General features: G+C 62.7%; 28 protein-coding genes and 1 tRNA gene. 8 read left to right on the top strand and 21 right to left on the bottom strand.

Translation table 11 applies throughout. The features are described from left to right. Positions 1–8 precede the first annotated feature (8 nt). From NL528_RS01310 to NL528_RS01335, 6 genes are all read right to left on the bottom strand, one after another. Positions 9–1,235, bottom strand: a complete 1,227-nt coding sequence (locus NL528_RS01310; protein ID WP_309180958.1) for an aminotransferase class I/II-fold pyridoxal phosphate-dependent enzyme — start codon at positions 1,233–1,235, stop codon at positions 9–11. Between the two features lie 1,058 nt (positions 1,236–2,293). Beyond that, positions 2,294–2,701, bottom strand: a complete 408-nt coding sequence (locus tag NL528_RS01315; RefSeq protein WP_309180959.1) for a GFA family protein — start codon at positions 2,699–2,701, stop codon at positions 2,294–2,296. 254 nt (positions 2,702–2,955) lie between these two features. After that, entirely contained in the window at positions 2,956–4,398 is a 1,443-nt protein-coding gene (locus tag NL528_RS01320; protein WP_309180960.1) for an ammonium transporter, read from the bottom strand. A gap of 36 nt (positions 4,399–4,434) precedes the next feature. Next, positions 4,435–4,773, bottom strand: coding sequence for a P-II family nitrogen regulator (locus NL528_RS01325; protein ID WP_008142813.1), 339 nt, complete (start codon positions 4,771–4,773; stop codon positions 4,435–4,437). Positions 4,774–5,082: 309 nt separating this feature from the next. Then, a complete protein-coding gene (locus NL528_RS01330) occupies positions 5,083–6,387 on the bottom strand; it encodes an ammonium transporter (protein WP_309180961.1) in 1,305 nt (434 codons plus the stop codon). 77 nt (positions 6,388–6,464) lie between these two features. Continuing rightward, positions 6,465–6,803 (bottom strand): P-II family nitrogen regulator, encoded by a 339-nt coding sequence (locus NL528_RS01335; RefSeq protein ID WP_074272058.1) that lies wholly within the window; start codon positions 6,801–6,803, stop codon positions 6,465–6,467. A gap of 257 nt (positions 6,804–7,060) precedes the next feature. Between NL528_RS01335 and NL528_RS01340 the strand changes: the two genes are divergently transcribed. After that, positions 7,061–7,939: a DUF4339 domain-containing protein gene (locus tag NL528_RS01340; protein ID WP_309180962.1), complete on the top strand. Its 879-nt coding sequence runs from the start codon at positions 7,061–7,063 to the stop codon at positions 7,937–7,939. Between the two features lie 105 nt (positions 7,940–8,044). Here NL528_RS01340 and tesB read toward each other — a convergent pair whose 3' ends face one another. Further along, positions 8,045–8,905, bottom strand: a complete 861-nt coding sequence (gene tesB, locus NL528_RS01345) for an acyl-CoA thioesterase II (protein WP_309180963.1) — start codon at positions 8,903–8,905, stop codon at positions 8,045–8,047. Between the two features lie 159 nt (positions 8,906–9,064). Here tesB and NL528_RS01350 point away from each other — a divergent pair, with 159 nt between their 5' ends. Next, positions 9,065–10,285: a ubiquinone biosynthesis hydroxylase gene (locus tag NL528_RS01350; RefSeq protein ID WP_309180964.1), complete on the top strand. Its 1,221-nt coding sequence runs from the start codon at positions 9,065–9,067 to the stop codon at positions 10,283–10,285. A gap of 145 nt (positions 10,286–10,430) precedes the next feature. On the opposite strand, the gene NL528_RS01355 is transcribed toward NL528_RS01350, so the two are convergent. Further along, positions 10,431–10,628 carry a Trm112 family protein gene (locus NL528_RS01355; RefSeq protein WP_074272055.1) on the bottom strand — a complete coding sequence of 66 codons (198 nt, stop codon included), beginning with the start codon at positions 10,626–10,628 and terminating at the stop codon, positions 10,431–10,433. Between the two features lie 64 nt (positions 10,629–10,692). Then, positions 10,693–11,229 carry a TetR/AcrR family transcriptional regulator gene (locus NL528_RS01360; RefSeq protein WP_309180965.1) on the bottom strand — a complete coding sequence of 179 codons (537 nt, stop codon included), beginning with the start codon at positions 11,227–11,229 and terminating at the stop codon, positions 10,693–10,695. Positions 11,230–11,323: 94 nt separating this feature from the next. Here NL528_RS01360 and NL528_RS01365 point away from each other — a divergent pair, with 94 nt between their 5' ends. Continuing rightward, positions 11,324–11,674, top strand: coding sequence for a hypothetical protein (locus tag NL528_RS01365; RefSeq protein WP_309180966.1), 351 nt, complete (start codon positions 11,324–11,326; stop codon positions 11,672–11,674). A 327-nt stretch (positions 11,675–12,001) separates the two neighbouring features. Here the strand turns inward: NL528_RS01365 and NL528_RS01370 are convergent, their stop codons facing one another. From NL528_RS01370 to trxA, 6 genes are all read right to left on the bottom strand, one after another. Next, positions 12,002–12,439, bottom strand: coding sequence for a DUF1801 domain-containing protein (locus NL528_RS01370; protein WP_309180967.1), 438 nt, complete (start codon positions 12,437–12,439; stop codon positions 12,002–12,004). 45 nt (positions 12,440–12,484) lie between these two features. Then, positions 12,485–13,039: a cytochrome b/b6 domain-containing protein gene (locus tag NL528_RS01375; protein WP_309180968.1), complete on the bottom strand. Its 555-nt coding sequence runs from the start codon at positions 13,037–13,039 to the stop codon at positions 12,485–12,487. Continuing rightward, on the bottom strand, positions 13,036–13,446 hold the full coding sequence (locus NL528_RS01380) for an SRPBCC domain-containing protein (protein ID WP_309180969.1): 411 nt from the start codon (positions 13,444–13,446) through the stop codon (positions 13,036–13,038). Before NL528_RS01380 ends, NL528_RS01375 begins: the two co-directional genes overlap by 4 nt. Further along, entirely contained in the window at positions 13,443–13,766 is a 324-nt protein-coding gene (locus tag NL528_RS01385) for a helix-turn-helix transcriptional regulator (RefSeq protein ID WP_074272049.1), read from the bottom strand. The genes NL528_RS01380 and NL528_RS01385 overlap by 4 nt, the downstream gene beginning before the upstream one ends. A gap of 300 nt (positions 13,767–14,066) precedes the next feature. Continuing rightward, positions 14,067–14,741 carry an LON peptidase substrate-binding domain-containing protein gene (locus NL528_RS01390; RefSeq protein WP_309180970.1) on the bottom strand — a complete coding sequence of 225 codons (675 nt, stop codon included), beginning with the start codon at positions 14,739–14,741 and terminating at the stop codon, positions 14,067–14,069. Positions 14,742–14,844: 103 nt separating this feature from the next. Next, on the bottom strand, positions 14,845–15,768 hold the full coding sequence (gene trxA, locus NL528_RS01395; protein ID WP_309180971.1) for a thioredoxin: 924 nt from the start codon (positions 15,766–15,768) through the stop codon (positions 14,845–14,847). A gap of 208 nt (positions 15,769–15,976) precedes the next feature. Here trxA and NL528_RS01400 point away from each other — a divergent pair, with 208 nt between their 5' ends. Further along, positions 15,977–16,411 (top strand): SRPBCC family protein, encoded by a 435-nt coding sequence (locus NL528_RS01400; RefSeq protein ID WP_309180972.1) that lies wholly within the window; start codon positions 15,977–15,979, stop codon positions 16,409–16,411. Positions 16,412–16,605: 194 nt separating this feature from the next. Further along, a tRNA-Gly gene (locus NL528_RS01405) sits at positions 16,606–16,680 on the top strand. An 87-nt stretch (positions 16,681–16,767) separates the two neighbouring features. Here the strand turns inward: NL528_RS01405 and NL528_RS01410 are convergent. Then, the gene (locus NL528_RS01410) at positions 16,768–17,418 is read right to left on the bottom strand and encodes an NAD-dependent epimerase/dehydratase family protein (RefSeq protein WP_309180973.1); all 651 of its coding nucleotides are present in this window, start codon (positions 17,416–17,418) and stop codon (positions 16,768–16,770) included. Between the two features lie 322 nt (positions 17,419–17,740). On the opposite strand from NL528_RS01410, the gene NL528_RS01415 reads away from it, so the two are divergent. Together NL528_RS01415 and NL528_RS01420 are read left to right on the top strand one after the other, a co-directional pair. Beyond that, positions 17,741–19,000, top strand: coding sequence for a PQQ-dependent sugar dehydrogenase (locus tag NL528_RS01415; RefSeq protein ID WP_309180974.1), 1,260 nt, complete (start codon positions 17,741–17,743; stop codon positions 18,998–19,000). 217 nt (positions 19,001–19,217) lie between these two features. Beyond that, positions 19,218–19,796 (top strand): c-type cytochrome, encoded by a 579-nt coding sequence (locus NL528_RS01420; protein WP_309180975.1) that lies wholly within the window; start codon positions 19,218–19,220, stop codon positions 19,794–19,796. Positions 19,797–20,110: 314 nt separating this feature from the next. Here the strand turns inward: NL528_RS01420 and NL528_RS01425 are convergent, their stop codons facing one another. The 5 genes from NL528_RS01425 to NL528_RS01445 form a co-directional block, all read right to left on the bottom strand. Then, positions 20,111–21,331, bottom strand: coding sequence for an IS701 family transposase (locus NL528_RS01425; RefSeq protein ID WP_309176641.1), 1,221 nt, complete (start codon positions 21,329–21,331; stop codon positions 20,111–20,113). A gap of 93 nt (positions 21,332–21,424) precedes the next feature. Then, a complete protein-coding gene (gene panE, locus NL528_RS01430) occupies positions 21,425–22,342 on the bottom strand; it encodes a 2-dehydropantoate 2-reductase (RefSeq protein WP_309180976.1) in 918 nt (305 codons plus the stop codon). Between the two features lie 194 nt (positions 22,343–22,536). Then, positions 22,537–23,274, bottom strand: a complete 738-nt coding sequence (locus tag NL528_RS01435) for an SDR family oxidoreductase (protein ID WP_309180977.1) — start codon at positions 23,272–23,274, stop codon at positions 22,537–22,539. A gap of 109 nt (positions 23,275–23,383) precedes the next feature. After that, positions 23,384–23,989 (bottom strand): 2-hydroxychromene-2-carboxylate isomerase, encoded by a 606-nt coding sequence (locus NL528_RS01440; protein ID WP_309180978.1) that lies wholly within the window; start codon positions 23,987–23,989, stop codon positions 23,384–23,386. Between the two features lie 279 nt (positions 23,990–24,268). Then, the gene (locus NL528_RS01445; RefSeq protein ID WP_309180979.1) at positions 24,269–24,877 is read right to left on the bottom strand and encodes a DUF2239 family protein; all 609 of its coding nucleotides are present in this window, start codon (positions 24,875–24,877) and stop codon (positions 24,269–24,271) included. 159 nt (positions 24,878–25,036) lie between these two features. Between NL528_RS01445 and NL528_RS01450 the strand changes: the two genes are divergently transcribed. Further along, positions 25,037–25,702, top strand: a complete 666-nt coding sequence (locus NL528_RS01450; RefSeq protein ID WP_309180980.1) for a glutathione S-transferase — start codon at positions 25,037–25,039, stop codon at positions 25,700–25,702. Positions 25,703–25,799: the final 97 nt, after the last annotated feature.

Here is a 25,799-nt window from a genome sequence, read left to right on the forward strand (position 1 = left end):
CCCTGCGACTAATCCAGAATTTCGACCAGCCGGTGCAATGCCTCGGCTGTTGATTCACTGTCGGAGACCAGCGCAAGCCGGATATAGCCGTCGCCGGGATTGAAGCCGTCGTGCTGCGGCCGCGACAGATAGCTGCCGGGGATCACGCGCACGCCGGCATCGCGATAGAGTCTCACCGCTGCCGCCTCATCACCGCCCCGCGCGGAAACATCGAGCCAGACGCAGAAACCGCCGGCAGGCCTGACATAGCCGTAGCGATTGCCAAGGATCTGGTCGGCGAAATCGAACTTGATCCGGTACAGCCGGCGATTCTCCACGACATGCGCCTCGTCGCTATAGGCCGCGACCGCGACGTGCTGCAGCGGCACCGGCACCTGCGGTGCGGCGACATTGCGCAGTTCGTGAAACGCGGCCAGAAAATTCCTGTCGCCGGCGGCGAAGCCGACGCGCATGCCCGGCAGGTTCGAACGCTTCGACAGCGACTGGAACGCCACCACATTGGTGAAATCGGGCCCGGCGCATTCCAGCGCGCTGCCCGGCGCCTGCCTTGTGTAGATTTCCGAATAGCACTCGTCGCTCAGGATCATGAAGCCGAAGCGGTCGGCCAGTTTCTTCAGCCGCGTGAAGTAATCGGGCGAGGCGACCGCGCCTTGCGGGTTGGCGGGCGAGGCGATGAAGAATGCAACGGTCCGCGCCAGCGTGGCGTCGTCGAGCGCATCGAGATCGGGCAAGAATCCGTTCGCGACCGTGGTCGGCAGATAGATCTGCTCGCAGCCCGCGGCGCGGGCGCCGGCGCCATAGGCGGGATAGAACGGGTTCGGCATCAGGATCGCCGGCCGGCCCTTGCGCGGACCGACATAGCGCGCGGCGGTGATGGCGGCGAAAAACAGGCCCTCGCGGCTGCCGTTCAGGACCAGAATTTCGCTTTCGGGATCGACCGGCCGCGGCAGCTGGAACCGGGTCGACAGCCAGTTCGCGGCGGCCCGGCGGAACGGCTCGATGCCCCTGGCCAGCGGATAGCGGCCGAACTCGGCGATATGTCGTGACAGCACCGGGCCGACGAAGGCGGGCACCGGGTGCTGCGGCTCGCCCAATGATAGCGTAATCAACGGCTTAGCGGGCGTATAGGGCGCCAGCAGCTCGGTCGTCCGCGCAAACGGGGAGCGCTCGGCCTGACCGGCAGGCTGAACACTGCCGGCGCCCTGCGCCACGCCGGAAGAGGCGGTCATTGCCATGTCTGAAACGCCAGCACTTTCAAAAGCGGTCGGGGGAGTTGGAGACCGACCGGAGACCAATCAAACCACCATAGATACGGCGAGGTTAAGACGCGATTAACCATCGGCGCCAGCGTCGATTTTGCTGGTTTGTTCCCCCTTGGAACCTGTGTCGGAGGCCGCGATGCCGCCGAGACCAGAAAAACGCCAGATCGGAAACCGTCATTGCGAGCGAAGCGAAGCAATCCATTCTTTCTTTGCTGCGCTATGGATTGCTTCGCTTCGCTCGCAATGACGGCTGCCATGCTTCACGCGCAAATTCGCGATCTCGCCGCGCGACGCGCCCGAGTCGGAAAAAGTTCTCGCCCAAAAAGAAGAGGGCGCAGGGAAAGCCGGGTGCGCGCTGCACCCGCGGTCTCGTGTGCAAAGTTGTGCGAAGAAACGCACACGAGCATACAGGTTCAGCGGAGAGCATCCGGCCTTCCCTGCGCAATGGTTTTACGGCTTATGGCGCGCTCTCCCCGGCGACGAATTCGTCTTGTCACCGTCATCGGCGGATTAAAGGCTTTGTCCGCCCGGTTGGGCTGACGAAAACCTCCGCCGATTTGACACCAGCAACGGGTGCCAGGACCACACGGTTTTGCCGTACGCAGCCGCCCGTCTTCGCCAAAAGGCTCAACCGGGTTTTGGCGCCGTCGTCTTGCGCAACCGATATCGCTCACGGGATAAACCCGCCCTGCGATTCCGTTTCACGCCGACGCCGGCCGCGTCCACCGCATCCCGTCCCAACGTTCGTGACGATGGCCAACGCCCCTCTTCTCGGGCCGGGATGGGGCGAGCTTGTATCGGTGATTTGCCCGACGGCGAAAGCGAAATATTTTTGCAAAGGGGGCTGGACAGAAAATACTGATTTGCCCGTCGGGCAAAATCAGTCCTCCATGTAGCCCGTCGTCATTGCGAGGAGCCAACGGGTCGCGCGAACGCGCGCCCCGTTGGCTCGCAATGACGATTTTCGGCGTCAATTTTGATCCTACATGTCGCTGCGCTCATGCGGGCTAAGTGACTTCCGGCAACGACGCCTATCGCTGCGGCAACCGTTCGAACGCCGGCATGCCCTCGGGCACATGGTGATAGGGCTGCTTGTCGATGGTGTAGATCGCGATCTGGGGGCTGCCGAACAGGCTGGGATCGTCGAGCGTGCCGACCTTCAGAACCACGGCGGGCAGACCCGGCGGCCTTGTGACGACATGGGTGCCGCATTCGGCGCAGAATTCCCGTGTCACCGCGCGCTCCAGGTCGCTGCGTTTGAATTGCTTGGGAGCTTCCTTGGTGTATTTGAAGCCGGCGATCGGCATCAGCACGAACATGTTGGTCGAGCCGCCCGAGATGTACTGGCATTCGCGGCAGTGGCACTGCGCCTTCATCATCGGCTCGCCCTCGGCCTCATAGCGCACCTTGCCGCAATAGCATCCGCCTTCGAGTTTCATGACGTCCTCCCTGTTTTGTTGGCGCTATTTCGACGCCGCGCGCCCGGTTTGGCAATCCATTTTTGGTTCTTTTATATTTTGACGCGTTTTCTTCACGCGAACCGGTGCCCACTTCGCTCGAAAACGCTACGTGTGCCAAAAAGAAAGGGGCCCCAGCTTGCGCTGGAGCCCCTCAACGGTCGGGGCATTGCCGGGTATGTGCCCAAACCGGAGTTGTGGGCGCGACCTCCGGGAAGGCCGCGCCCCGGGAGAACTCACATGTTGTAAGCGCGCTCCGTGTGCTCGGTGACGTCGAGACCCTCGCGTTCGGTCTCCACGTTCACGCGCAGGCCGACGATGACGTCGACGACCTTGTAGAGGATCGCCGAGCCGATGCCCGACCACACCAGCGTGGTGCAGACGCCCCAGATCTGGGAGACCATCTGCGCCGCGAAGTCGTAGTCGGCGATCTTGCCGGCGGTGTAATCCATGATGCCCGTGCCGCCGAGGGCCGGATTCACCAGGATGCCGGTGCCGAGCGCGCCGACGATGCCGCCGATGCAGTGGACGCCGAACACGTCGAGCGAGTCGTCATAGCCCAGCGCATTCTTCACCACGGTGCAGAAGAACAGGCAGACGACGCCGACGACGAGACCGAGCACGATCGCTCCCATCGGACCGGAGTAACCGGCCGCGGGCGTGACCGCGACGAGACCGGCGACCGCGCCCGACAATGCGCCGAGTACGGAGGGATGGCCCTTGACGATCCATTCCGCGAACATCCAGGACAACGCCGCCGCTGCGGTTGCAACGAAGGAGTTGGTCATGGCGAGCGCAGCGCCACCATTGGCTTCGAGGTTCGATCCGGCGTTGAAGCCGAACCAGCCGACCCAGAGCAGCGAGGCGCCGATCATGGTCATGGTGAGGGAGTGCGGAGCCATCAGGTCCTTGCCGTAGCCGGTGCGCTTGCCGATCAGCAGCGCGCCAACGAGACCGGCGATGCCGGCGTTGATGTGCACCACGGTGCCGCCCGCGAAGTCGATCGCGCCCTTCTTGAAGACCCAGCCGGCGTCGGCGTTGACTTCATCGAGCTTGGCCTGCGCCGCGGTTTTCGCCGCACCGTCAGCCGCAGCCGCGAGCGCCTTGACCGCATCCGAGATCGCGTCCGGTCCGGCCCAGTACCAAACCATGTGTGCGATCGGGAAGTAGATCAGGGTGACCCAGAGCGGAATGAACAGCGCGATCGCCGAAAACTTCATGCGTTCGGCGAAGGCGCCGACGATGAGGGCGGGGGTGATCGCCGCGAAGGTCATCTGGAAGCAGACGTACACGAGTTCCGAGATGTTGGCGTCGACGCTGAACGTCGCCGCTTTCGAATCCGTGGTCACGCCCATCAGGAAGGCTTTCGAGAAGCCGCCGATGAAGTCGGAACCGCCGGTGAAGGCGAGGCTGTAGCCGTAGAGAGCCCAGAGAACGGTGACCATGCAGACGGTGTAGAAAACCTGCATCAGCACCGAGAGCATGTTCTTGGAACGGACGAGGCCGCCGTAGAACAGCGCAAGGCCCGGGATCGTCATCAACAGCACCAGCACCGTCGATGTCAGCATCCAGGCGTTGTCGCCCTTGTTGACAGTTGGTTCCGCGTAGGCAGCGGTCGCGGCGAACAGGCCGACTGCGAGGGCCGCCAATCCCGCGCTATAGGGACGCTTGAACGTCATTTGTTTTACTCCTGAGTGGTTTGGTTGAGCGCGAAATCAGAGGGCCGCGGCATCCGCCTCACCCGTGCGGATGCGAACCGCATGGTCGAGGTTGATGACGAAGATCTTGCCGTCGCCGATCTGTCCGGTTTTGGCAGCCGAGGTGATGGCGTCGATGGTCTTGTCGACCTGGTCCGAGGCGACAGCGACCTCGATCTTGATCTTGGGCAGGAAACTCACGGCGTATTCGGCGCCGCGATAGATTTCCGTATGGCCCTTCTGCCGGCCATATCCCTTGACTTCCGTCACCGTTAAACCGTGAACGCCAATGGCGGTCAGGGCGTCACGGACTTCTTCGAGCTTGAATGGCTTGATGATCGCCATAACAATTTTCATGGGTCCTATCCCCGCTTGGGCCCGGTCCAGACACGACCGGGCGTTCTCTCTCGACTGAGGTTCACCACGCGGAGAAGTTCACTACGCGGGCACAGCCAGGACCCATAGAATCAAATGCCGTGCCAGATCGGCGGAATTGCCTAACGGACTATGAATCCGGACCTTTTCGGGCTTTGCAGGAAACGGCCGCACCTGCGTTATTCGGTCGCGCCCAAAGCGTAATCATCCCTGCTTAAATCAGAGGCAGGACAGACTCCCGACATAATGTTGCTCAGCACAAGGGCAGGGCAACGGTATTCAGATGGGGATTTATTGCAGTGCTTCGCCGTGCTGCGAAATATCGAGGCCTTCGAGCTCCTGCTGCAGCGACACCCGTAGCGGCACGAACGCGCTCACCAGCTTGAGCAGCACGTAGGTGACCCCGCCCGACCAGACCAGCGTGACGGCGACGCCGTAGAGCTGGATCAGCAGCTGTTGCGGGTGGCCCTCGATCAGGCCCGAGGTCCCGCCGATGGCGCTGACCGCGAAGACGCCCGCGAGCAGGGTGCCGGTCATGCCGCCGACGCCGTGGACGCCGAACACGTCGAGCGAATCGTCATAATTGAAGCGGTGCTTGAGCCAGGTGCAGGCCCAGAAGCAGACGAGGCCAGCGGCGATGCCGATGATGATGCCGTGCCAGGGTGCGACGAATCCGGAAGCCGGCGTGATGGTGCCGAGGCCCGCGACCGCGCCGGAAATCATCCCGAGCACCGAGGGCTTGCGCCGCATCGCCCATTCGATCGCGCCCCAGGTCAGCGCGCCGGCGCAGGCCGCCAGATGCGTCGCGATGATCGCCATGACCGCGCGTGAATTGGCCGCCAGCGCCGAACCGCCATTGAAACCGAACCAGCCGACCCACAGCAATCCGGTGCCCATCACCGCGAGCGACAGATCGAACGGCGACAGATTGTCGCTGCCGTACCCGTGACGGCGGCCCATCACCTTGGCCGCGACCAGTCCGCCGACGCCGGCGGAAAGATGCACCACCAGACCGCCGGCAAAATCCAGCACGCCCATGGTGGCGAGGAAGCCGCCGCCCCACACCCAATGCGCGAGCGGCACATAGACGAACATGAACCAGCCGATCGAGAACAAGAGAAAGGCCGAGAAACGCATCCGGTCGGCGACCGAGCCCGCCACCAGCGCCACCGTGATGATCGCAAACGTCATCTGGTAGAGCATGAACAGCGATTCCGGAATCGTCTTCGCTAGCGGATTGACGCTCTCCATGGTCATCCCGGCGAGAAACCAGCGGTCGAGCGTGCCAAGCCAGGGACCGTCGCCGACGAAGGTGAGCGAATAGCCGAACGTCACCCATAGAATCGAGACAATCGCGACCGCCGCGAGACTCTGCGCCATCGTCGCCAGCACGTTCTTCTTGCGCACCATGCCGGAATAGAACAGTGCCAGGCCCGGGATCGTCATCATCAGCACCAGCGCGGTGGCGACGATCATCCACGCGGTGTCGGCGGTGTTGATGGTCGAGGTTTCGGCGAAGGCCGGCGTCGCCGGCGAAAGGCCCGCCGCAAGCGTGACGAGTGCAGCGAACTTCGCTGCACGAAATAGTGCCCCCATGGAATTTCCCCGGTCTGTCGGTCGTTTTCGCTGCGCCGGCGTCGTTGCCGGGCGCGCTTGAAAAATTGTGGAAGCGCCTAGAGCGCGTCGCTGTCCGTCTCGCCGGTGCGGATGCGCAAGGCATGATCGATCGGCGTTACAAAGATCTTTCCGTCGCCGATCTGGCCGGTGCGCGCATTGGCGGTGATGACCTCGACCGCCTTGTCGGCGAGGTCGGAGGCGACCGCGATTTCGATTCTGAGCTTGGGCAGGAAATTAACGACATATTCGGCGCCGCGATAGATCTCGGTATGGCCCTTCTGGCGGCCGTAACCCTTGACCTCGGTCACGGTCATGCCGTGGACGCCGATGGCCGTCAGTGCCTGGCGCACCTCGTCAAGTTTGAAGGGTTTGATGATCGCAACGACGAGTTTCATGGTCAGGCCTTCATTCTCTCAAGCCTTGATTCTCTCAAGTCTTGGCATGTCGGGGGTGGCGTTCGTGCCCGCCCGAACTTGGCATCTTTCCGGGCAAATGGCACAAAAAAGTTGCAGGTTGAAGGGGAAAACATTCCAACCTTGTGACCTCGGTCACTGTACGGGAACCGAACCGTCCGCCACAATGCGATTTTCTCGCCTTGCCAGCGGTCCCGCTGGCTGCTTTTCGCCACATCGCTTCAGGGGGATGAGAAGAGATGGCAGACCGATCCTGGTTTTATGCCGCCGACGGCCAGCAACAGGGGCCGTTTCCGGAAACTCAGCTGCGCGATCTCATCGTCCGGGGGACGGTCAGGGCCGATACGCTGGTCTGGACCGAGGGGATGAGCGGCTGGCAGCGGGCGGGAGAGATTCCGGGCCTCGCCCCGGGCGGCTCGGGCCCGCCGGTGATCCCGCAAGCGGGTGGACCGGTGATGAGCGCCGGCAGTTACGGCGGCGGGGCGTTGTCGATTGACCTGCCGCTCTGGCCGCTCCTCGGCCGGACCATTCTGTATGTCATCGGTTTTTTGCTGGTAATTCCCGCACCCTGGGTTGCGACCAGCTACTACCGCTGGATGGCGTCCCGGACCTCGGTGCCCGGGCGGCCCAATTTCGCTTTCGACGGCATGGTCGGCGACATCTGGTACGTGTTCATCGCGCTGGCGTTGATGAGCTATGCCGGACAACTCAACAATTACCTGCCGATCGTCGCCGTCCTGATCGAGGCGTTTCTGTCATGGATGATCCTGCGCTGGATCGCCGGCAATCTCAGTTCGAACGGCCAGCCGTTGCCGATTGCCTTTACCGGCAGCGCGTTGACCTATGTCGGCTGGTACGTCCTGATGTTCCTGTCCTTCATCACCATCATCGGCTGGGCCTGGGTGATCACGGCCTGGATGCGATGGATCTGCCGCAACATCGATGGCACGAGGCGCGAGATCATCTTCAACGGGTCGGGACTGGAAGTGCTCTGGCGCACGCTGGTCTTCAGCATCGGCTGTGCATTCCTGATTCCGATTCCATGGGTGCTGCGCTGGTACGCGCAATGGTACGCGTCGCAATTCGCGCTGGTCGAGCGCGGTTACGCTGGAGCGTGATGACTTTCTTCGAAAGCCATCCCGCTCCATCTTTTTGCTTTGACGCGTTTTCTTGACGCGAACCGGCGTCCACTTCGCTCCAAAACGCTTTGGTGCCTGAACGCATTACCTGCGCTCGCGTACCGAGCCTTCCTGCGCCACCGACGCCACCAGCGTGCCGTCGGGCTTGAAGATCAGGCCGCGGGTCAGCCCGCGGCCGCCTTGCGCGCTCGGCGAATCCTGCGCGTAGAGCAGCCATTCGTCGGCGCGGAACGGCCGGTGAAACCACATCGCGTGATCGAGGCTGGCCGGCATCATGCGCTTGTCGAACAGCGTGCGGCCGTAGCGCGCCATCACCGCGTCGAGCAGCGAGAAATCGGACGCATAGGCCAGCGCGCACATATGCAGCGCCGGATCGTCGGGCAGTTTCGCCGCGGTCCGGATCCAGACATGGATGCGGCCGTCGTCGATCTTCTGGCCGAAATAGCGGCCGAGTTCGACCGGGCGCAATTCGATCGGCCGGTCCGACTCGTAATAGCGCCGGATGAAATCCGGCATCTCCTTGAACATCGGCTGTTTTGCGACTTCCTCGGCGGTGAGTTTTTCCGGCGGCGGCACGTCCGGCATCTTGTCCTGATGGTCGAACGCGCCTTCCTCCTCGGCGTGAAACGACACCATGATCGAGAAGATGGCGTTGCCGTGCTGGATCGCGGTGACGCGGCGGGTCGAATAGCTCTTGCCGTCGCGCAAGCGCTCGACCTGGTAGATGATCGGGATCTGTGGATCGCCGGGCAGGATGAAGTAGCAATGCAGCGAATGCGGCAGGCGGCCGTCGACGGTGCGGCATGCCGCCATCATCGCCTGTCCGATCACCTGGCCGCCGAACACCCGCTGCCAGCTCGTCTTCGGGCTGTTGCCGCGGAACATATTCACCTCGATCGGCTCGAGATCAAGGATGGAAATCAGGTCAATCAGGCCGTCGGACATGGAAGCGCTTTCGGTTTGGTCTTTTGCGTCATTCCGGGTTCGATGCTGACGCATCGCCCCGGAATGACGATGGATGCGGGCCTTGTTTCCGGCCCTGTTTCGCCCAGCTAATATCAGGTAGCAAGTATCCTCTGATGACGTAACCGAGTAAGGGCCTCCATGCCGGCACAGCGAAGCATTGTCATTTGCGGTGGCGCATTCGCCGGGCTGGCGCTGGCGCTGGCGCTGCGTCAGGGCCTCGGCCCCGAGATTCCCGTGATTGTCGCCGATCCGGCGTTGGCAACGCGGCCGAGCCGCGATCCCCGCGCCACCGCCATCGTCGCCGCCTGCCGGCGGCTGTTCGAGGCGATCGGCGTCTGGGACCAGGTGGCATCCAATGCGCAGCCGATCCTCGACATGGTCGTCACCGATTCCAAACTGGAAGACGCGACGCGTCCGGTGTTCCTGACCTTTGCCGGCCATGTCGAGCCCGGCGAACCCTTTGCGCATATGGTCGAGAACCGTCATCTGATCGACGCGCTGGTGGTGCGCGCGGAAGCCGAGGGCATCGACTTGCGAGCCACGCCGGTTGCAACCTTCGCTTCACGCGCCGATGGCGTCGACGTGACGCTCGCCGATGGCGCCGTGATCGAGGCGAGCCTGCTGGTCGCCGCCGACGGCGCGCGCTCGAAACTGCGCGAGCGCGCCGGGATCGCCACCCATGGCTGGGATTACGATCAATCCGGCATCGTCGTCACCGTCGGTCACGAGCGCGATCATCACGGCCGCGCCGAAGAACATTTTCTGCCCGCAGGCCCGTTCGCGATCCTGCCGCTGACCGGAAAGCGTTCATCGCTGGTGTGGACCGAGAACCGCAAGCAGGCGGCGCGCATCATCGGCCTGAGCGACGACGAGTTTCACGCCGAGCTCGAACAGCGTTTTGGCCTGCATCTCGGCGAGATCAAGGCGCTCGACAAGCCGCGCGCGTTTCCGCTCGGCTATTTCGTCGCGCGTTCCTTCATCGGCGAGCGGCTGGCGCTGGTCGGCGACGCCGCGCATGTGATTCATCCGATCGCGGGGCAGGGGCTCAATTTGGGCCTGAAGGATGTCGCCGCATTGGCCGAAGTCGTGGTCGATGCCGCGCGGCTCGGCATGGATCTCGGACAGGCTGACGTGCTCGACCGCTATCAGCGCTGGCGCCGGTTCGACACCATGGCGATGGGGCTCGCCACCAATTCGCTGAACTTTCTGTTCTCGAACGAATCGAGCCTGCTGCGCACCGTGCGCGATATCGGTCTGGGCCTGGTCGATCGCGCCCCGCCGCTGAAAAGCCTGTTCATCCGCCAGGCCGCGGGACTGTCAGGCGAAGTGCCGCGGCTGTTGAAGGGCGAGGCGTTGTAGCGCCTCTCGTCGTCCCGGCCTTGAGCCGGGACCCATAGCCACCGGCGTTAATAATAAGAAGAAGGTTTCGGCTTCACTGCCTGAACGAGAGTTCACGGCGTATGGGTCCCGGATCGCGCTTCGCTTGTCCGGGACGACGGGTGCGCTACTCGATCTTCCTTGCCTCTTCCGGCAGCATGATCGGGATGCCGTCGCGGATCGGGTAGGCGAGCTTGGCCGAGCGCGAGATCAGCTCCTGCGTGTTGGCGTCGAACTCCAGCGGGCCCTTGGTGATCGGGCAGACCAGGATTTCCAGCAGCTTTGGGTCGACGGTGCCTTCGAGGCGGTCGGGCGAGGAATTCATGCAGGGGGACTCCGGCTTGGCCGCGGTCCTGTAGCATACCTGGACCGACGGCGTAACCGCGCGCTTAACTCGTGGCGATCCGGAGCATCTCGTCAAGCATCGCCTGTTGCCTCGCTTTCGGCAGCGGCCGGTCCGAAAGCGCAAAGCCGAGAAACGCCCAATAGAGGATTTGCGCCCGCGCCCGGGCCGTTTCCGCCGGCAGCCCCGACTGCCGCAGCAGGCTTTCGACATAGCCGAGCCGGCGCTGGTCGATCGCCTGCACCGCGGCGCGCGCGGCGGCATCGACGCTGGCCCAGGTGCGGACCGCGTTCTCCAGCGCCAGCCGCTCGCCGAACACCCGGCGCAGCAGCAGCGTCAGCGGGTTTTCATGTTTCGACGCCGCCTCGACATTGGCGATGATCTGTTCGGCGGCGACCTCGCGCCACTGCTTCAGGATCGCGGCGTGGAACGCGCCGATGTCGGCGAAATGCCAGTAGAAACTGCCGCGCGACACCCCCATCGCCTTCGCCAGCGGCTCGGCCTTGAGCGCCGTGAAGCCGTCGCGGGCCAGCGTTTTCAGGCCCTGGTCGAGCCAGTCCTTGGCGGAGAGTTGGTCGGTCATGTCGGGTTCCCTGCGACAATCCACCATACACAACTGTATTGACAGGCGCCAGAAGCCGCGGCACAACTATACAGCACTGTATGGAGGCATCTCGATGCGCGATCTGATCTTGCAATGCGCGGGCGCCGCCGGAATCGTGGTCGCCCTGATTCACGGCGCGCTCGGCGAAACCAAGGTATTCGCCAGGGCGACGATCGAGCCGGAGCGCTTGAGGACCCTGATCCGGCTGGTCTGGCAGGCCGGCACGGTGGCCTGGATCGGCGGCGGGGTGCTGCTGATCGCAGCTCCCTCGATGGGATCGGAGAGCGCGCGGCACTGGATCGTCGCCACCATCATCGCGGTCTACGCCTTCGCCGCCGCCGCCAATGCCTGGTGGTCGCGCGGCCGCGGCTTTGGCTGGAAGGCGCTCGGCGCAGTGGTCGTGCTCGCGGCGGCCGGGTACTAGAGCATTTTCCGACTCGGTGGCTTCATCCTTCGAGACGCATCGCGGAGCCTGTCATCGGGCCCGCATTCGCGCGACCCGTTGGCGATGCTCCTCAGGATGAGGTCTGAAATCCTCATGGTGAGGAGCACGGCACCGCCGTGCGTCTCGAACCATGAAGCCGCGGCTACGCGACCACGAGTCGAACCACCTGGAAAATGCTCTAGCCGCTGTTCATCACGCGGAGACCCAGGCTTTGATCCGGGAATGCCTCCTGGAGCGAGGCGGGATTTAAGTCGCCGCGACCCGAGCGAAGCGGCGGACTCGTGTCAGCGAGAGAAAGCTATTGCTTCATCCCTTCTTGCTTTTGGTATCTTTCGCGCGCGCGGCCGCGGGCGCTTTCTTTTTCACGGGCGCTTTCTTCTTCATTTTGCTCTGATTGTAATCGATGGCGGCACGGACCAGATTTTTCAGCGCACGCTCATCAATCTTGTCACCCTCGAAAAGATCGATCGCTCGCCACGCGCTGCCTCCGAGCCCCGCGTTGAAGAGCTTGTCGGGATCCGGGAGCTTCGCCCCGTGGGTAAAGGTAAGCTTCACCTTCTCCTTGTGGGCGTTGCCGACCGCGATCATCCCGTCGCGCGACCACACCGGACTTCCCATCCACTTCCACTCCTCTGATATCTCGCGGTCGGCCTCGAGGATGCTCTTGCGGATGCTGGCCAAGGTCTTGCCACGCCAATCCCCGAGTTTCGCGATCAGCTGGTCGATCTGTTCCGATGGCTTCATTGGATCTTTCTCATGTCCGATGGGGTGGTCAGTGACCACTTCATTTTATTTTTCTGCGGGAACGATCGTGCGTCGCCCGAACCACATGCGGCGGAACAGGCCGTCTTTCAGCACGAACTGATGATAGAGCGCGGCCGCGATATGCGCCGCAATCAGAATGGCCAGCAGCGTTGCCAGAGCCGCATGGGCCTGGAATGTGGGCAACACGGCGAAAGAGTCGGGCAGAGCTTCGCCATTGGGCTGGAACGCGCCGCTGATGAGCCACCCGGTGGACCATCCGCTGGCGATCATCAAGAACACGATCACATAGAAGCTCTGGTGCGCAATCGAGGCCAGCCGGTCGAGCCGGGGCGAACCGGTCGTCGCCGTTGCCGGACGGGCGCTCCATCTGCGTATGATGAGGCGCAGGATCATCAATACGAGCACGAACATGCCACCCGCCATGTGCCACACCAGGATATCGAGTTTCTTCGGATCGGTGTTCGGCATATCCGCAAGCACGAAGAAACCGAGACATAGAAGGCCAATGATCATCAGCGCGAGCAACCAGTGCAGCGCGACGAGCACGGGCTGGTAGCGCGAGGCGAGGGTGCGGCTCACGACAGGCCTCCCACCACGCGTTCGAGGTCTGCGAAGAATTTCTCCCAGCCGATCTTGGCGCCCTGATAGGCCTGCCCCTGACCCGGCCCGAAGCCCGACTGCTCCATGCGCAGGTGGGTCCCCGTGCGCGTAGGGGTGAGAGTCCAGGTGACGACACTCTCGAGGCCATAGGCTGCCCACGTGTAAGACAGCGTTCTGTTCGGCTCGACTGCCACTACCTGACAGTCGACCGCGCCCCAGTCGGCGCGAAAATTGAAACGATGGTCGAGGACAGGCTTGAAGTCGCTCTTCATCAGCCACTCCTCGATCAGGTGCGGTTGCGTGAGCGCACGCCAGATCTTTTCCGGCGGATGAGGTACCTCCCGTTCGACAACGACGGAGCGCGTTTTGGTCGCAGCATTGCTCATTGGTCCATCCTCTTCAGCAGATCTTCGAGATGGTCGAACCGGCTCTGCCAGAAGCCGGCCATCTGGCTGGTCCAGTCGATCAGCGGGGCCAGCGCGCCGAGCTGCGCGCTATAGTGCGTCTGGCGACCTTCGTGGCGGTCGCGCACCAGCCCGGCCTGCCTCAAAACCCCGAGATGCTTTGAGACCGCCGGTTGCGAGACCCCGGACTGAGCCGTCAGCGACCCCACGGTCTGCTCTCCTTCGCGGCACAGTCGCTCGAAGAGAGCCCGCCGGGTCGGATCGGCGAGCGTTCGGAACAGCACATCTTGAGCGTTCGGCATCTGAGATCGATAACCCATTGGCTATGGATCAACGTATAACTTCCGAGTTATGTGTGAGTCAAGCCGGAAGCCTGGAGGGGCAGAATGAGCGATGGCGACGCGTGTGCAGTAACGCGCCGACGCTATAGTCAGCCGGCCGCTCCCTGCGCAGCGCCGCGCCTGATCCCCGAATTTACCATACCCCGTTGGTTATGCATGATCGTTATCGATCATCGGGGGCGTGGCGAGGCGGTGCCGCGCGTCCTATGGCTGCGATCCGCAGATGCCTGTGCTGCAACTTCGTAAACAGGGCCCAAAAACCTACTGCAGCCCGGTGTCGCCGCTGGTGCGCTTCTTGGCGAGATCCATCTCGGTCACCGCGATCAGGATTTCGGCGCGGGTCTTCAGGTTCTGGGCTTCCAGCATCGCCTGCTTTTCCGCCGGGCCATAGGGCGACATCATCGCCAGCGCGTTGACCAGCGCCTCATTCGGCGCGCTCTCGATGCCTTCCCAATCGACTTTCAGATTGTTGGCTTCCAGAAAATCCGTCAGCACCTCGAGCAAGGCCTGGCGGTCCACTTCCTCTTCACCTTTGCGCGCGACAAAATCGTCGGCGTAGGAAAAGAAATCCACCTTGCATTGCCGGTACGCCGTCAGCACGGTCAATTCCTCGACCACCTTGAAGCGCGCGATGCCGGTGAGTTCGAGGATGTAGCGGCCGTCGCCGGATTCGGCGAGCTGGGTGATGCGGCCGACGCAGCCGACGCGGAACAGCACCGGCCTCGCTTCGTCGCGGCTATGGGCTACATCGGGCTGGATCATCCCGATCAGCCGGTGGCCGTCGCGCAGCGCATCGTCGACCATCGCGAGATAGCGCGGCTCGAAGATGTTGAGCGGCATCTGGCCGCGCGGCAGCAGCAACGCGCCGGGTAGCGGAAACACAGGGATCACTTCGGGAAGCTCGCCGGGTCCGCGGTATTCGGCATTGATCGGCATTTGCGGCCCCGGGTGCTCGTGAAGGCTCTACATTCAGGCACGTATTGTTATCGCAAAACTGGTGTCCACCCCCGGATCACGTCCGAGGGCTTGCTGGTGCGGACTACGAAAACAGGATCGTCGACAGCCGCTTGCGTCCGTCCACGGTCGCCTCGTCGGCACCGCCCCACGCCTCGAAGAACTGCACCAGCTGTTTTCGCGCGGCGTCTTCGTTCCATTTGCGATCGCGTTTGACGATTTCAAGCAACTGGTTGGTCGCCTCGGCGCGGTTGCCCTGGGCGTTGAGCGCGGTCGCCAGATCAAATCGTGCCTGATGATCGAGCGGGTTTGCGGCAACTTTCTGTTCCAGCTCGGTCACCGGACCGACCGCTTGGGCCTGCTCGGCAAGCTCGATCGAGGCCTGCACCGCCTTGACGGCGGCGTCGTTGCGCTTGGATTCCGGCACCATCGCGATGGTCTGCCTGGCCTGCTCGATCGCGCCCGTCGTCACGTAGCATTTCGCCAGCCCGGCGATCGCTGGGATGTTGGTGGCGTCGATCGCGAGCACTTCGGCATAGATCTGCGCCGCGGCAGCGGGATCGCCCTCCGCCAGCACCGCCTCTGCTTCCTGCAGAATTTCGGCGATGTTCGGCTCGCCCGGCGCGGCTACACCCTTGGTCAGCTTGTCGATGAAGGCGTTGACCTGGCTCTCCGGCACCGCGCCCATGAAACCGTCGGCGGGCTGGCCGTTGACGAAGGCGACCACGGCCGGGATCGACTGGATTCCCATCTGGCCGGGAATCGCCGGATGCTCGTCGATATTCATCTTGACCAGTTTGACCTTGCCCTTGGCCGCGCGCACCGCCTTTTCGATGATCGGTGTCAGCTGCCGGCAAGGACCGCACCAGGGCGCCCAGAAGTCGATCAGCACCGGCTGGCGCTTCGACTCCTCGATGACGTCCTTGACGAAGGTCTGGGTGGTCGTCTCCTTGATCAGATCGGGTGCTGTCTGCGGCACCGCGGCGCCGCCCTGCTCAACTATGGTCACGGTGTCCTCGCCCTGATGTCTCAAAAAATCGGGCCTCTTCTAGCACGGCCCGGTCAGAAGTTCTCTCCCGCTAGATGGCGGTTTGGCCGCAAATTTCAATCGGTTCAACCAGCGATCGACGGGCTCTGTTCCATCGGAGATCGGGTGGGTTTTGGCCTCCCAGCGTCCCGTGATGGCTGGCATCGCAGCCAATGAGGGAATTTGAGGCATGGCAAAAGCCTATTACAGCACCGTGTTCGAACAGCCGGCCCCGGCGGTCTGGAAAATCGTCCGCGATTTCAACAATTATCCGGTCTGGGTCGGCGGCGCCGGCGAAAGCGAGATCGAAGACGGCAAATCCGGCGATACCGTGGGCGCCATTAGAAATGTGCTTTATCAGCAGCGGCGCATCCGCCAGCGGCTATTGGCGCAGTCCGACGTCGAGCGTTCCCAGACCTACGAATTCGCCGGCGCGCCGACGCTGCCGGTGACCTACTATCGGGCCACCTTACGAATCACGCCGGTTGTCGATGGCGACCGCGCTTTCGCCAAGTGGTGGGCGACCTTCGATTGCGACGCCGGCCAGCGCGACCAATTGACCGGGACCCTGGCGGCCTCGTTCGAAAAATGGCTCGAATCGCTGCGCGACACGCTGGCGGCATGACCCGGGTTCCCCGCCCCGGGACCCGAAAGCCGCATATTCGGCAGTCCGGGCGTCGTTTCGGGCCGATTCGCCCATATTTGCCAGAAAGCCCGGGCTATTTGGACGGGTTCGGACCGTGCGTGAACTGTTGCATTCACGGGCCGCATTTGGCATAGCTCTGCCGTTGTCGGCGAGCGATCGCCGCCATCTCGGATGCGGGTGTAGCTCAGTGGTAGAGCACGACCTTGCCAAGGTCGGGGTCGAGGGTTCGAGCCCCTTCGCCCGCTCCAGATTTTCTTGGAAATTGGCAGAGTTTGACGAAAGCCCGCAGACAAGCGGGCTTTTCGTTTTGTGGCGCGCTCGGCGCGGCCCGACATTCAAGCAAGCGTAGCGATCTCACTTTCGGGATCCAGATGCTTCGGCCGCCAGCCAAGCTCGCGCTGCGCCTTCGCGCCGCTCAGCCGCTGATCGAGCGCGTAGCCGCGCGCCCATTCGCCGAGTTCGGCGGCGATCGCGTCGCAGGCCTCGCGATGGAAGACACCGCCGCGTGGCGCGTAGACCATCGCTGGATGAATCACGATGCCGTCGATGCCGGGTGCGGCGAGAACGCGCTGCAAATGCGGCACCATCCATGCGAATGCGGACAGGGGATTGAACGGCGTCTGTTCGGTCGCAACCTCGTCGCCAGTCGCGCCGAACAGCCAGCAGCCGCCGGTGTAGATGAAGCGCGGCTTGTTCGCCTGCCTGGCGAGCGCGGGCAACAATGCGTCGAGCAGGCGACGCTCGATTGCCTCCATGTCGGTGCTGAAATCGCAGGCCGCGTGAATCACCGCATCGATGCCGGCAAGCTTTCCGATCCATGGCGGGGGAAAAGCGATATTGCCGGCGATGGCGGTCGCCCCGAATTCGCCAAGTTTTGCCGCCGCATCGGATCGCGCCAGGCCCAAAACCTCAAGCCTGCGCGCGACGAGTTCGCGCACCACCGCCGAGCCGATCGAGCCCGTCCCACCGAGAACGAAAACGCGCAACGGTCAGCTCCTGTGTGGCAGCCCGCCGAATGCGCAAGCAGCAGCGTGCGATCATAACAGGCGTTCGCTCCCGGCGAATATTGCGGTGCAGCGCGGTCCGTCGCAAATCGGCCGTCGCAAAATCGCCTCAAAGCAGACCCTGCGCAAAGAAATTTTTCCTCAATTTGTTTTGACCTGACAGGGCCGCGCAAGGCGCGCTTCTCTCGCGCTTGGGATGTGCTACGATTTTCCGGTCTGAACCACTTCACCCAGACCACCAATCGTCTTTCGGGGCGTTCAATCAATAACAGCAGCTATCAGGCTGCACAGGGAGAGTGACGCGATGAAATCGGCTTTCAATCGATCTATTCTTGCGCTCGCGGCGATCGCGCTTGTCGCGGGGGCCGGCCAGGCCAACGCACAGCAAAAACCGCTGAAGAAATACGAGTCCGGCACCAAGGAATTCTGGACCCATCCGCCGGACGACTGGTTCCTCGGCGATGAGACCGAGGCCCAGAAGGGCCTGGCGCCGCCGTCCGGTCCGCCGACCGGCTCTTCCGACGCCGAACTCGCGACGCTGATGAAGAAGATCAAGCTGCCGCCGGGCTTCAAGATCGAGGTCTATGCCTCCAACGTGCTGGCGGCGCGGCAGATGGCCTGGGGCGACAAGGGCACGCTGTTTGTCGGCTCCTTCGGCCTCGGCAACGTCTATGCGATCAAGGACAATGGCGGCAAGAAAGAGGTCAAGACCATCCTCAAGGGCCTCAACATGCCGACCGGCCTCGCCTTCAAGGACGGCGCGCTCTACGTCATCGCGGTCGACAAGCTGATCCGGTACGACAACGCCGAGGCCAATCTCGACAAGCTCGGCGACGGCAAGGTGGTCTATGACGACATGCCGTCCTACGCCGCGCATGGCTGGAAGTATCTGGCCGCGGACAGTGAAGGCCGGTTCTATATCCCGTTCGGACCTCCCTTCAACATCGGCATTCCCCCGACCAGCGTGTCGCAGATCCGCCGCGTCGATCCCAAGACCGGCAACGCCGAAATCTACGCGCTCGGCGTCCGCAACAGCGTCGGCGGCGACGTCGATCCGCGCTCCGGCAAATACTGGTTCACCGAAAACGCCCGCGACTGGATCAGCGACGATTTGCCCTCAGACAAGCTGAACATGATCTCGAAGATCGGCGAGCATTTCGGCTATCCCTATTGCCATCAGGGCAATCTGGAAGACACCAAGTTCGCGATGGGTCACAAGTGCTCGGAGTTCACCCCGCCCGTGCTCAATCTCGGCGCCCATGTCGCTCCGCTCGGCATGAAGTTCTATACCGGCAATCAGTTCCCGCCGGAGTACAAGAACGCGATCCTGATCGCCGAACACGGCTCCTGGAACCGGCATAAGTACCAGGGCGCGCGGATCGTGCGCGTCAACGTCGGTCCGGACGGCAAGAATGCCAAGCAGGAAGTGTTTGCTTCCGGCTGGCTCGAAGGCGACCAGGGCTATCTCGGCCGCCCCGCCGACATCATCCTCGACAAGGATGGTTCGATTCTCGTTGCCGACGACTGGGCCGGCGCGATCTACCGCATCAGCTACAAGAAATAAGGGCTGAAAAATCAGAGGCTGCGGTTGCTCGGGAACGAGTGACCGCAGTTTCGCGTTTTTAACGGTGCAGTTTGCGTCGCGCCTGACAAACAAATGTCGTCATTCCGGGCGCGAGTAAAACGAGCGAGCCCGGAATCCATAACCACGATCGTGAGTATGGATTCCGGGCCTGCGCCAAAGTGGCGCATCCCGGAATGACGAACGCGGTGGAACCGAAATGCGGATAGCTTTAGTTGGGGCCTTGCTGGGAGCAATCACCAGCGGATCGTTCGCGCACGCCGCCGATGTCGCCGCCGGCAAGGAAAAGGCCGAGCTGTGCGCCGGCTGTCACGGCGACAACGGCATTTCGCAAACCGAAAACATTCCCTCGCTGGCCGGCCAGCAGGATCAGTTCGTCCAGTGGCAATTGGTGTATTTCCGCGCCGGCAGCCGCAAGAACGAGCAGATGCAGCCCGTCGTCGAGCAAATCAACAACGAGGACATCAGGAATCTCGGGGCCTATTTTTCATCGCTGACGCCGCCGCAAGGCCCGAAGGACGACAATCCGGATCTGTCCGAGAAGGGCAAGCAGGCCGCCGCCGGACGGCGCTGCGCCTCATGCCACACCGATAGCTATGCCGGGACCAAGGCGGTCGCGCGCATCGCCGGCCAGCGCGAGGACTATCTCCTCAAGGCGCTGCACGACTACAAATCAGGCGTGCGATCCGGCGGCGGCCAGGCCGCGATGGCCGATGTCGCCTATCCCCTGAGCGAAGAAGAGATCGAAGCGCTCGCGCATTATCTGGCGCATTTGTAGTTGCCGCAAATGCCTGTCGTCCCTGCGAAAGCAGGGACCCATAACCACCGTCTTCAAAATGTTGCGGAAGTTGTCAAACCGCCCTGCCTTAACTCGATAGGTCTCGGCGTATGGGTCCCTGCTCCCGTGCGCAATTGCGCACTAGCATTACAGTTGCTTTTTTGATTTGAAGTGGGCGCGTTGAGCGGCAGCCTGGTGAGCTCTGCGCCAAAAAGACCATGCGATGATGTGTGCGGGTTGAATCCGCTTTCGCGCAAGTCTGATGGCAATGCGGCGGATTTCCTGGATTGACCAACGGATCAGTGGTGGGGTGGTTATGCTTTGGCTTTTGCCGGGGGGCGCCGTTTCGTTTTTTTGGGCGGTGGCGGATTGGCGCGATGTCGGATCGCGGCCATCATGGCGAAGGCGAGCATCACCAAGGACACATGACGGTGCCAGCCATGCCAGGATCTGCTCTCGTTGTGATCGAGCCCGAACTCGTTTTTCGCGGTTTCAAAGCCGTCCTCGATCGCCCATCGATGGCCTTCGACCGCGACCAGCGTTTCAAGGGCTGTTCCCGCTGGGCACCAGGTGGTGAAGAAGGCGAGGTCATCATCGGCGATGCGACGACGGATCAGTAGACCGCGTGTCCACAAACCGTCATTTGCACTGTTGAACTGCTCGGCCTCGAGATCGGCCAATTCGAGATAACACCAATCGTGCAGCCGCGGTCCTTTGGTTCCGGCTCCCGCCGACAGGCGCTTCCAGTCGGATGAGTGCCGCGTCCGGGCGAGGTCTGCAGCCGTACCGGCGACCGGCGGTCGCTTGCCCCAGGATCGAAACACATGAGCGCTGCTGACCCCAAGCACGTAGCCTTTGCCTGCCCGACGTAGCTGCTGTTCGATGTTGCCAACACCGTAGACGGTATCGCCGGCAACCCACCTGAATGGTACAGACGCGGCTATCGCGCGTGCGATCATTCTCGTCGCAAGCCTTGGTTTGGTCGCAAAGCCGACATCGGCAGGCACATATGCGGCTTCCAGACGATCCGGATCGTCGGTCCATTCCTTCGGGAGATACAACGCGCGATCGATGAACGCATGGCCATGACGCGAAACGTAGGCAGCGAAGACGCCGATCTGGCAGTTCGTGATCTTCCCTGCCGAACCAGTGTATTGCCGCGCCACTCCGCATGACGCTTTGCCCTGTTTGAGAAAACCGGTCTCGTCGATCACCAGCACCGCATCGTCATCCGCCAAATGCTCGATGACGTAGTCGCGCACGATATCGCGCAGGGCATCGGCGTCCCAGTCTCCACGACCCAGAATCGCCTGCTGCCGCCATGGGCCGGGATCGCCAGCCGCCTCCGCGCGCATCCAACCGGTCTTGCGCTGCTCATCTCCGAGCAGACCTTCCAGGAATAGACCTGCATTCGTCGCAACACGCTCTTGCGTGAACAACGGACGTATCCGTTGCTTGATCTCTCGAAGCGACGCCGCCCACAACGCAAGCGTCTCCTCAACCGACGCGGCCCGCGCCCACGACATTCGAATCATGGTTGCCCATGGATTCAGAAGCCCGCAAAAAAAGCAACTGTAATGCTAGGCAGGGACGACGCTAGAGTTTGGAGCGCGGCCGCAAGCTGCGAGTCAGCCCCGCTGCTTCTCATACGCCTTGAGATGGGTGTAGGCGATGCGCAGTTTCGGCACCGGGATCTTGGCGGCGTCGGCGCGGGCCACGAGATCGCCGATCACGTGATCGGCCTCGACCGGCAGCCCCGCCTTGACGTCACGGAACATCGACGCGGTCATCGGCGAGCCTTCCGCTGTCAGCAGGCCGCGGGTGCGCTGGAAGAACGTCCCGCCCGGCGCAAAGCCTTCGGCGGCGGAGATCGCGCTGCACTCGTCGAGCATGCCGAGCAGAAAATCCTTGCCGCCGGTCGCCGCCAAAATATTGCCGACCGAGGTGCGCATCAGGCAGGTTGAAGCTGCGAGCGAGGCGAGGAACACCCATTTCTCCCACATGTCCTGCATGACGTGTTCGCTCGCCGCCGCACCGGCAACGCTGGAAAAAACCTCCGCGATGGCGCGAACCCGCTCCGACATGCCGCCGTCGCGTTCGCCGAAATTGAGCGACTGCAGCGGCGCCAGTTGAACCACCTCGCGCGCCTCGTTGAGCGTTGCGGCAATCGCGCAGAGACCGCCGAGCACGCGCTCGTTGCCGAATTTTCCGTCGAGCACGTTGAGGTGCAGCATGCCGTTGAGCAGCGGAATGATCGCGGTTTGCTGTCCGACGGCGGGCGCAAAGGATTTGATCGCATCGTCGAGATCGAACGCCTTGCAGCTCAGCAGCACGACATCGAACTTTTCGGCGAGCTTGTCGGCCTGCACCGTCGGCGGGTTCTTCAGCGTCACGTCGCCGTTAGGGCTCTTGATCACGAGGCCCGCACCGGCGAGCTCGGCGGCGCGCTTCGGGCGGACCAGAAACGTCACCTCGCGCCCGGCCTCAAGCAACCTGCCGCCAAAATATCCGCCGATAGCGCCGGCACCGACCACGAGAACGCGCATTGATCAACTCTCCAATATTAGACGGCCCTGTTTTTACCGGACCTTGTTAAACTCTCGTCATGCCCGGGCTTGTCCCGGGCATCCACGTCTTAGCAGCGTTGCAACAAGCAAGACGTGGATGGCCGGGTTGTCTATCATAACGACGCGCTTCGCGCTTTTGCCCGGCCATGACGAATAACGGAGAAGTGTTACATTCACCACTTTTCCCCAAACGGCCGGATCTCGAGCTCAAAGGTCCAGGCGCTGCGCGGCTGCTGGTACAATTGCCAGTAGGAGGCCGCGACGGAAGCCGGCGGCATCAGCAGATAGGGATTGTCGAGCGCTTCCTTGCCCCAGAGCTGTTCGCGGCGCTCGCGCACCCAGGCGGTGTCGACGCCGGAATCGATGATCAGATGCGCGACATGGATGTTCTTCGGCCCGAGCTCGCGCGCCATCGATTGCGCCACGGCGCGAAGCCCGAATTTCGCGCTGGCAAACGCCGCATAGCCGCTGCCGCCGCGCAACGAAGCGGTGGCGCCAGTGAAGAAGATATTGCCCTGGCCGCGCGGCAGCATCAGCCGCGCCGCTTCGCGGCCGGCCAGGAAGCCGGCCCAGCAGGCCATTTCCCAGACTTTTCGGAACACCCGGTCGGTGGTCTCCAGAATCGGGAAATTGACGTTGGCGCCGACATTGAAGATGCAGATTTCCAGCGGCGCGTGCTTGTCGGCGTCGTTGAGGAAGGTGGCAACCTCGTCTTCCTTCCGGGCATCGAGCGTGCGCGCCACGATCGATCCGCCGGCGGCCTCGATCTCCCCGACCAGCGGCTCGAGCTTGGCGCCGTCGCGCCGGCCGGCGAACACCGTAAACCCTTCGGCGGCGAATTTCTTGGCAATCTCGCCGCCGATATAATCGCCGGCGCCGATCACGGCGCAGGTGGCGTTTCGCTTTTGCATTTGGTGTGCTCCTTATCCCGTCATTGCGAGGAGCGTTCGCGACGAAGCAATCCACACTTGCTTTGCGGCCTGATGGATTGCTTCGCTTCGCTCGCAATGACGGAAGCGATTACTTCCCCGAAACCAATTCCTCGACTTCGCGCAATTGCTCCTTGCCGAAGAACATTTCCTTGCCGACAAAGAACGTCGGCGAACCGAAGGCGCCGCGTTCGACCGCGCCTTGCGTGTTCTCGATCAGCTTTGCCTTGACGTCGGCATCTTGCGAGCGGGCCAGCAGCTTTGCCGCATCGAGCCCGGACGACGCCAGCGCCTTGGCCGCCACTTCCGGATCGTCCATCTTCTTCGGCTCGACCCACATATGATGAAACGCTGCGTCGACATATTCAGCCAATACGCCCTCGAATTGCGCCGCGACCGCGGCGCGCATCAGGTTCAGCGTGTTGATCGGGAAGAACGGATTCCAGACGTAGGGTTTGACGTTGAAGCGCTTGACGAAGCGCTCGGTCTCCAGCATTTGAAATTCGGGTTTGTTCTTGACGCCGGCCAGTGTCTCGGCCGGCGATTTGTTGTTGGTGGCCTTGAAAATGCCGCCGAGCAGGATCGGGACATATTCGAATTTCGCGCCGGTGCGCTTTTCGATCGCCGGGATCGCCTCATGGCTGAGAAAGGCGTTGGGGCTGCCGAAATCGAACAGGAATTGCGGATTGGTGCTCACGGCGGTCTCCCTGATGTCTTTGCCATATTGTGGCGCAACGGGCGTGGCGCGTCCACAGTATCATGATGCGCATAATACTGTGGACGCAGGGAGTCGAGAACCGAATCAGCCCCTGCAGACAAAACCCGGCGGCAGCGTCAGCATCATGATTCGCGCGGAGGCGCTGCCAGAATCGAGAATGATTGTTCCTGTCGATCGGAGTAACACATCGATGCCGCGCACCGATGCGGTGCGCGGGGGCGAGAGGTTTTTGGCGAAGGGGTTAGAGGCCGGTCGCGGCTATGGCGGTTCGGCGCGATCGCTGAAGGCGAGCTTGACGATGTGATCGCGGATATCGCCCGGCCAGCCGGCAATCAGCCCGGTGAACCGACGCCGATCATCCGCAAACAACGCCCGCGAGGCTTCCTCGAAGCCAGCGAGATTGCCGGCCATGTCAGACATGAAATGATAGGCCGCATCTCGTGCGGCGCGGGCGCGATCGATGTCTCCGCTCGCGCGCCTTGCTTCGTCGACGAGTTTCCGCAATGCCACCGATGCCCCGCCGGGCTGTGCGGCGAGCCATTCCCAATGCCGCGGCAACAGCGTCACTTCGCGGGCGACGACGCCGAGTTTGGGCCGTCCGCGCCCGCGCGGTTCCAGCGCCGCCTGATCGTCGGCGGGTTGCGGATTCGAATCGGATTGCGGCAGGCGCGCGACGATATCGCGTTCGGTGCCGCGGAGGTCCAGATCGATCGGCCGGCCGGTTGCATCGTCAAAGATCACGATCGGCGCTGAAGCCGCCTTTCTGGACGCCTTCATGACCGCAAGTGCTACTTCGGCGAGTGGACCTGTGACCAGGCGTTGCTGGCCCGTGAAGGCGGTGAACTGGGGGCGGGTTGTCTGCATCATCGGGTGAACCTGAATTTCCTCAAATCTATATTTACCCGGATAAATTGATATGTCAATATCACCCGGGTAAATATATCAGTCCTCGCCTGGTGTCTCGACTTTCCCGCCCCCGGCTGGCACCAAGCCCGGGCGCGACGCGCTAATACTCGGGGGACATCGATGCTGACCGTTCATCATCTCAACAATTCGCGCTCGCAGCGCGTGCTGTGGCTGCTCGAAGAGCTCGGCGTTCCCTACGACATCGTGCGCTATCAGCGTCAGCCCGATATGCGCGCGCCGAAAGAGCTGCGCGACATTCATCCGCTCGGGAAATCGCCCGTCATCACCGACAACGGCAACACCATCGCCGAATCCGGCGCGATCGCCGAATACATCATCGGCACCTATGGCAATGGCCGCCTGATCCCGCCGCCGAACACGCCGGAGCGGCTGCGCTACACCTATTGGCTGCATTATGCGGAAGGCTCAGCGATGCCGCCGCTGCTGTTGAAACTGCTGTTCACGCTGATGCCGAAGCGCGCGCCGGCGCTGCTGCGGCCGCTGGTGCGAAAAGTCTCCAACCAGGCGCTGACCACGCTGGTCAATCCGCAGCTGAAGCAGCACATGGCGTTCTGGGAAAGCGAACTCGGCAAGAGCGAATGGTTCGCCGGCGCCGAATTCTCCGGCGCCGACATCCAGATGAGCTTTCCGCTTGAAGCAGCCGCCGCGCGTGGCGGGCTGGAGGTCGGCCATCCCAAGGCGATGGCGTTCGTTGACCGCATCCAGGCCCGCCCGGCCTATATACGCGCGCTGGAAAAAGGCGGGCCGTACACGATCGGGCGGTGAACGATCATCCTTCGCCTGTCACGGGACGGAAGGCGATGCCGGCCGCCAGCGGCACCGCCAGCACCAGCCCGATCGCGGTCCATTTTCGCCAGCCCAC

It is taken from the genome of Bradyrhizobium sp. Ash2021 (assembly GCF_031202265.1).
Classification (GTDB): domain Bacteria; phylum Pseudomonadota; class Alphaproteobacteria; order Rhizobiales; family Xanthobacteraceae; genus Bradyrhizobium.

Coding starts and splice junctions, on each gene's coding strand:
- NL528_RS01370 (WP_309180967.1), bottom strand. CDS start 12,439: ATGAAGCCATCGGAACAGATCGACCAGCTGATCGCGAAACTCGGGGAT.
- NL528_RS01435 (WP_309180977.1), bottom strand. CDS start 23,274: ATGCAAAAGCGAAACGCCACCTGCGCCGTGATCGGCGCCGGCGATTAT.
- NL528_RS01425 (WP_309176641.1), bottom strand. CDS start 21,331: ATGATTCGAATGTCGTGGGCGCGGGCCGCGTCGGTTGAGGAGACGCTT.
- NL528_RS01450 (WP_309180980.1), top strand. CDS start 25,037: ATGCTGACCGTTCATCATCTCAACAATTCGCGCTCGCAGCGCGTGCTG.
- NL528_RS01380 (WP_309180969.1), bottom strand. CDS start 13,446: ATGAGCAATGCTGCGACCAAAACGCGCTCCGTCGTTGTCGAACGGGAG.
- NL528_RS01315 (WP_309180959.1), bottom strand. CDS start 2,701: ATGAAACTCGAAGGCGGATGCTATTGCGGCAAGGTGCGCTATGAGGCC.
- NL528_RS01325 (WP_008142813.1), bottom strand. CDS start 4,773: ATGAAAATTGTTATGGCGATCATCAAGCCATTCAAGCTCGAAGAAGTC.
- NL528_RS01420 (WP_309180975.1), top strand. CDS start 19,218: ATGCGGATAGCTTTAGTTGGGGCCTTGCTGGGAGCAATCACCAGCGGA.
- NL528_RS01340 (WP_309180962.1), top strand. CDS start 7,061: ATGGCAGACCGATCCTGGTTTTATGCCGCCGACGGCCAGCAACAGGGG.
- NL528_RS01330 (WP_309180961.1), bottom strand. CDS start 6,387: ATGGGGGCACTATTTCGTGCAGCGAAGTTCGCTGCACTCGTCACGCTT.
- NL528_RS01415 (WP_309180974.1), top strand. CDS start 17,741: ATGAAATCGGCTTTCAATCGATCTATTCTTGCGCTCGCGGCGATCGCG.
- NL528_RS01390 (WP_309180970.1), bottom strand. CDS start 14,741: ATGCCGATCAATGCCGAATACCGCGGACCCGGCGAGCTTCCCGAAGTG.
- NL528_RS01320 (WP_309180960.1), bottom strand. CDS start 4,398: ATGACGTTCAAGCGTCCCTATAGCGCGGGATTGGCGGCCCTCGCAGTC.
- NL528_RS01365 (WP_309180966.1), top strand. CDS start 11,324: ATGCGCGATCTGATCTTGCAATGCGCGGGCGCCGCCGGAATCGTGGTC.
- NL528_RS01385 (WP_074272049.1), bottom strand. CDS start 13,766: ATGCCGAACGCTCAAGATGTGCTGTTCCGAACGCTCGCCGATCCGACC.
- panE (WP_309180976.1), bottom strand. CDS start 22,342: ATGCGCGTTCTCGTGGTCGGTGCCGGCGCTATCGGCGGATATTTTGGC.
- NL528_RS01360 (WP_309180965.1), bottom strand. CDS start 11,229: ATGACCGACCAACTCTCCGCCAAGGACTGGCTCGACCAGGGCCTGAAA.
- NL528_RS01445 (WP_309180979.1), bottom strand. CDS start 24,877: ATGATGCAGACAACCCGCCCCCAGTTCACCGCCTTCACGGGCCAGCAA.
- NL528_RS01310 (WP_309180958.1), bottom strand. CDS start 1,235: ATGGCAATGACCGCCTCTTCCGGCGTGGCGCAGGGCGCCGGCAGTGTT.
- NL528_RS01355 (WP_074272055.1), bottom strand. CDS start 10,628: ATGAATTCCTCGCCCGACCGCCTCGAAGGCACCGTCGACCCAAAGCTG.
- NL528_RS01335 (WP_074272058.1), bottom strand. CDS start 6,803: ATGAAACTCGTCGTTGCGATCATCAAACCCTTCAAACTTGACGAGGTG.
- NL528_RS01350 (WP_309180964.1), top strand. CDS start 9,065: ATGCCGGCACAGCGAAGCATTGTCATTTGCGGTGGCGCATTCGCCGGG.
- NL528_RS01400 (WP_309180972.1), top strand. CDS start 15,977: ATGGCAAAAGCCTATTACAGCACCGTGTTCGAACAGCCGGCCCCGGCG.
- tesB (WP_309180963.1), bottom strand. CDS start 8,905: ATGTCCGACGGCCTGATTGACCTGATTTCCATCCTTGATCTCGAGCCG.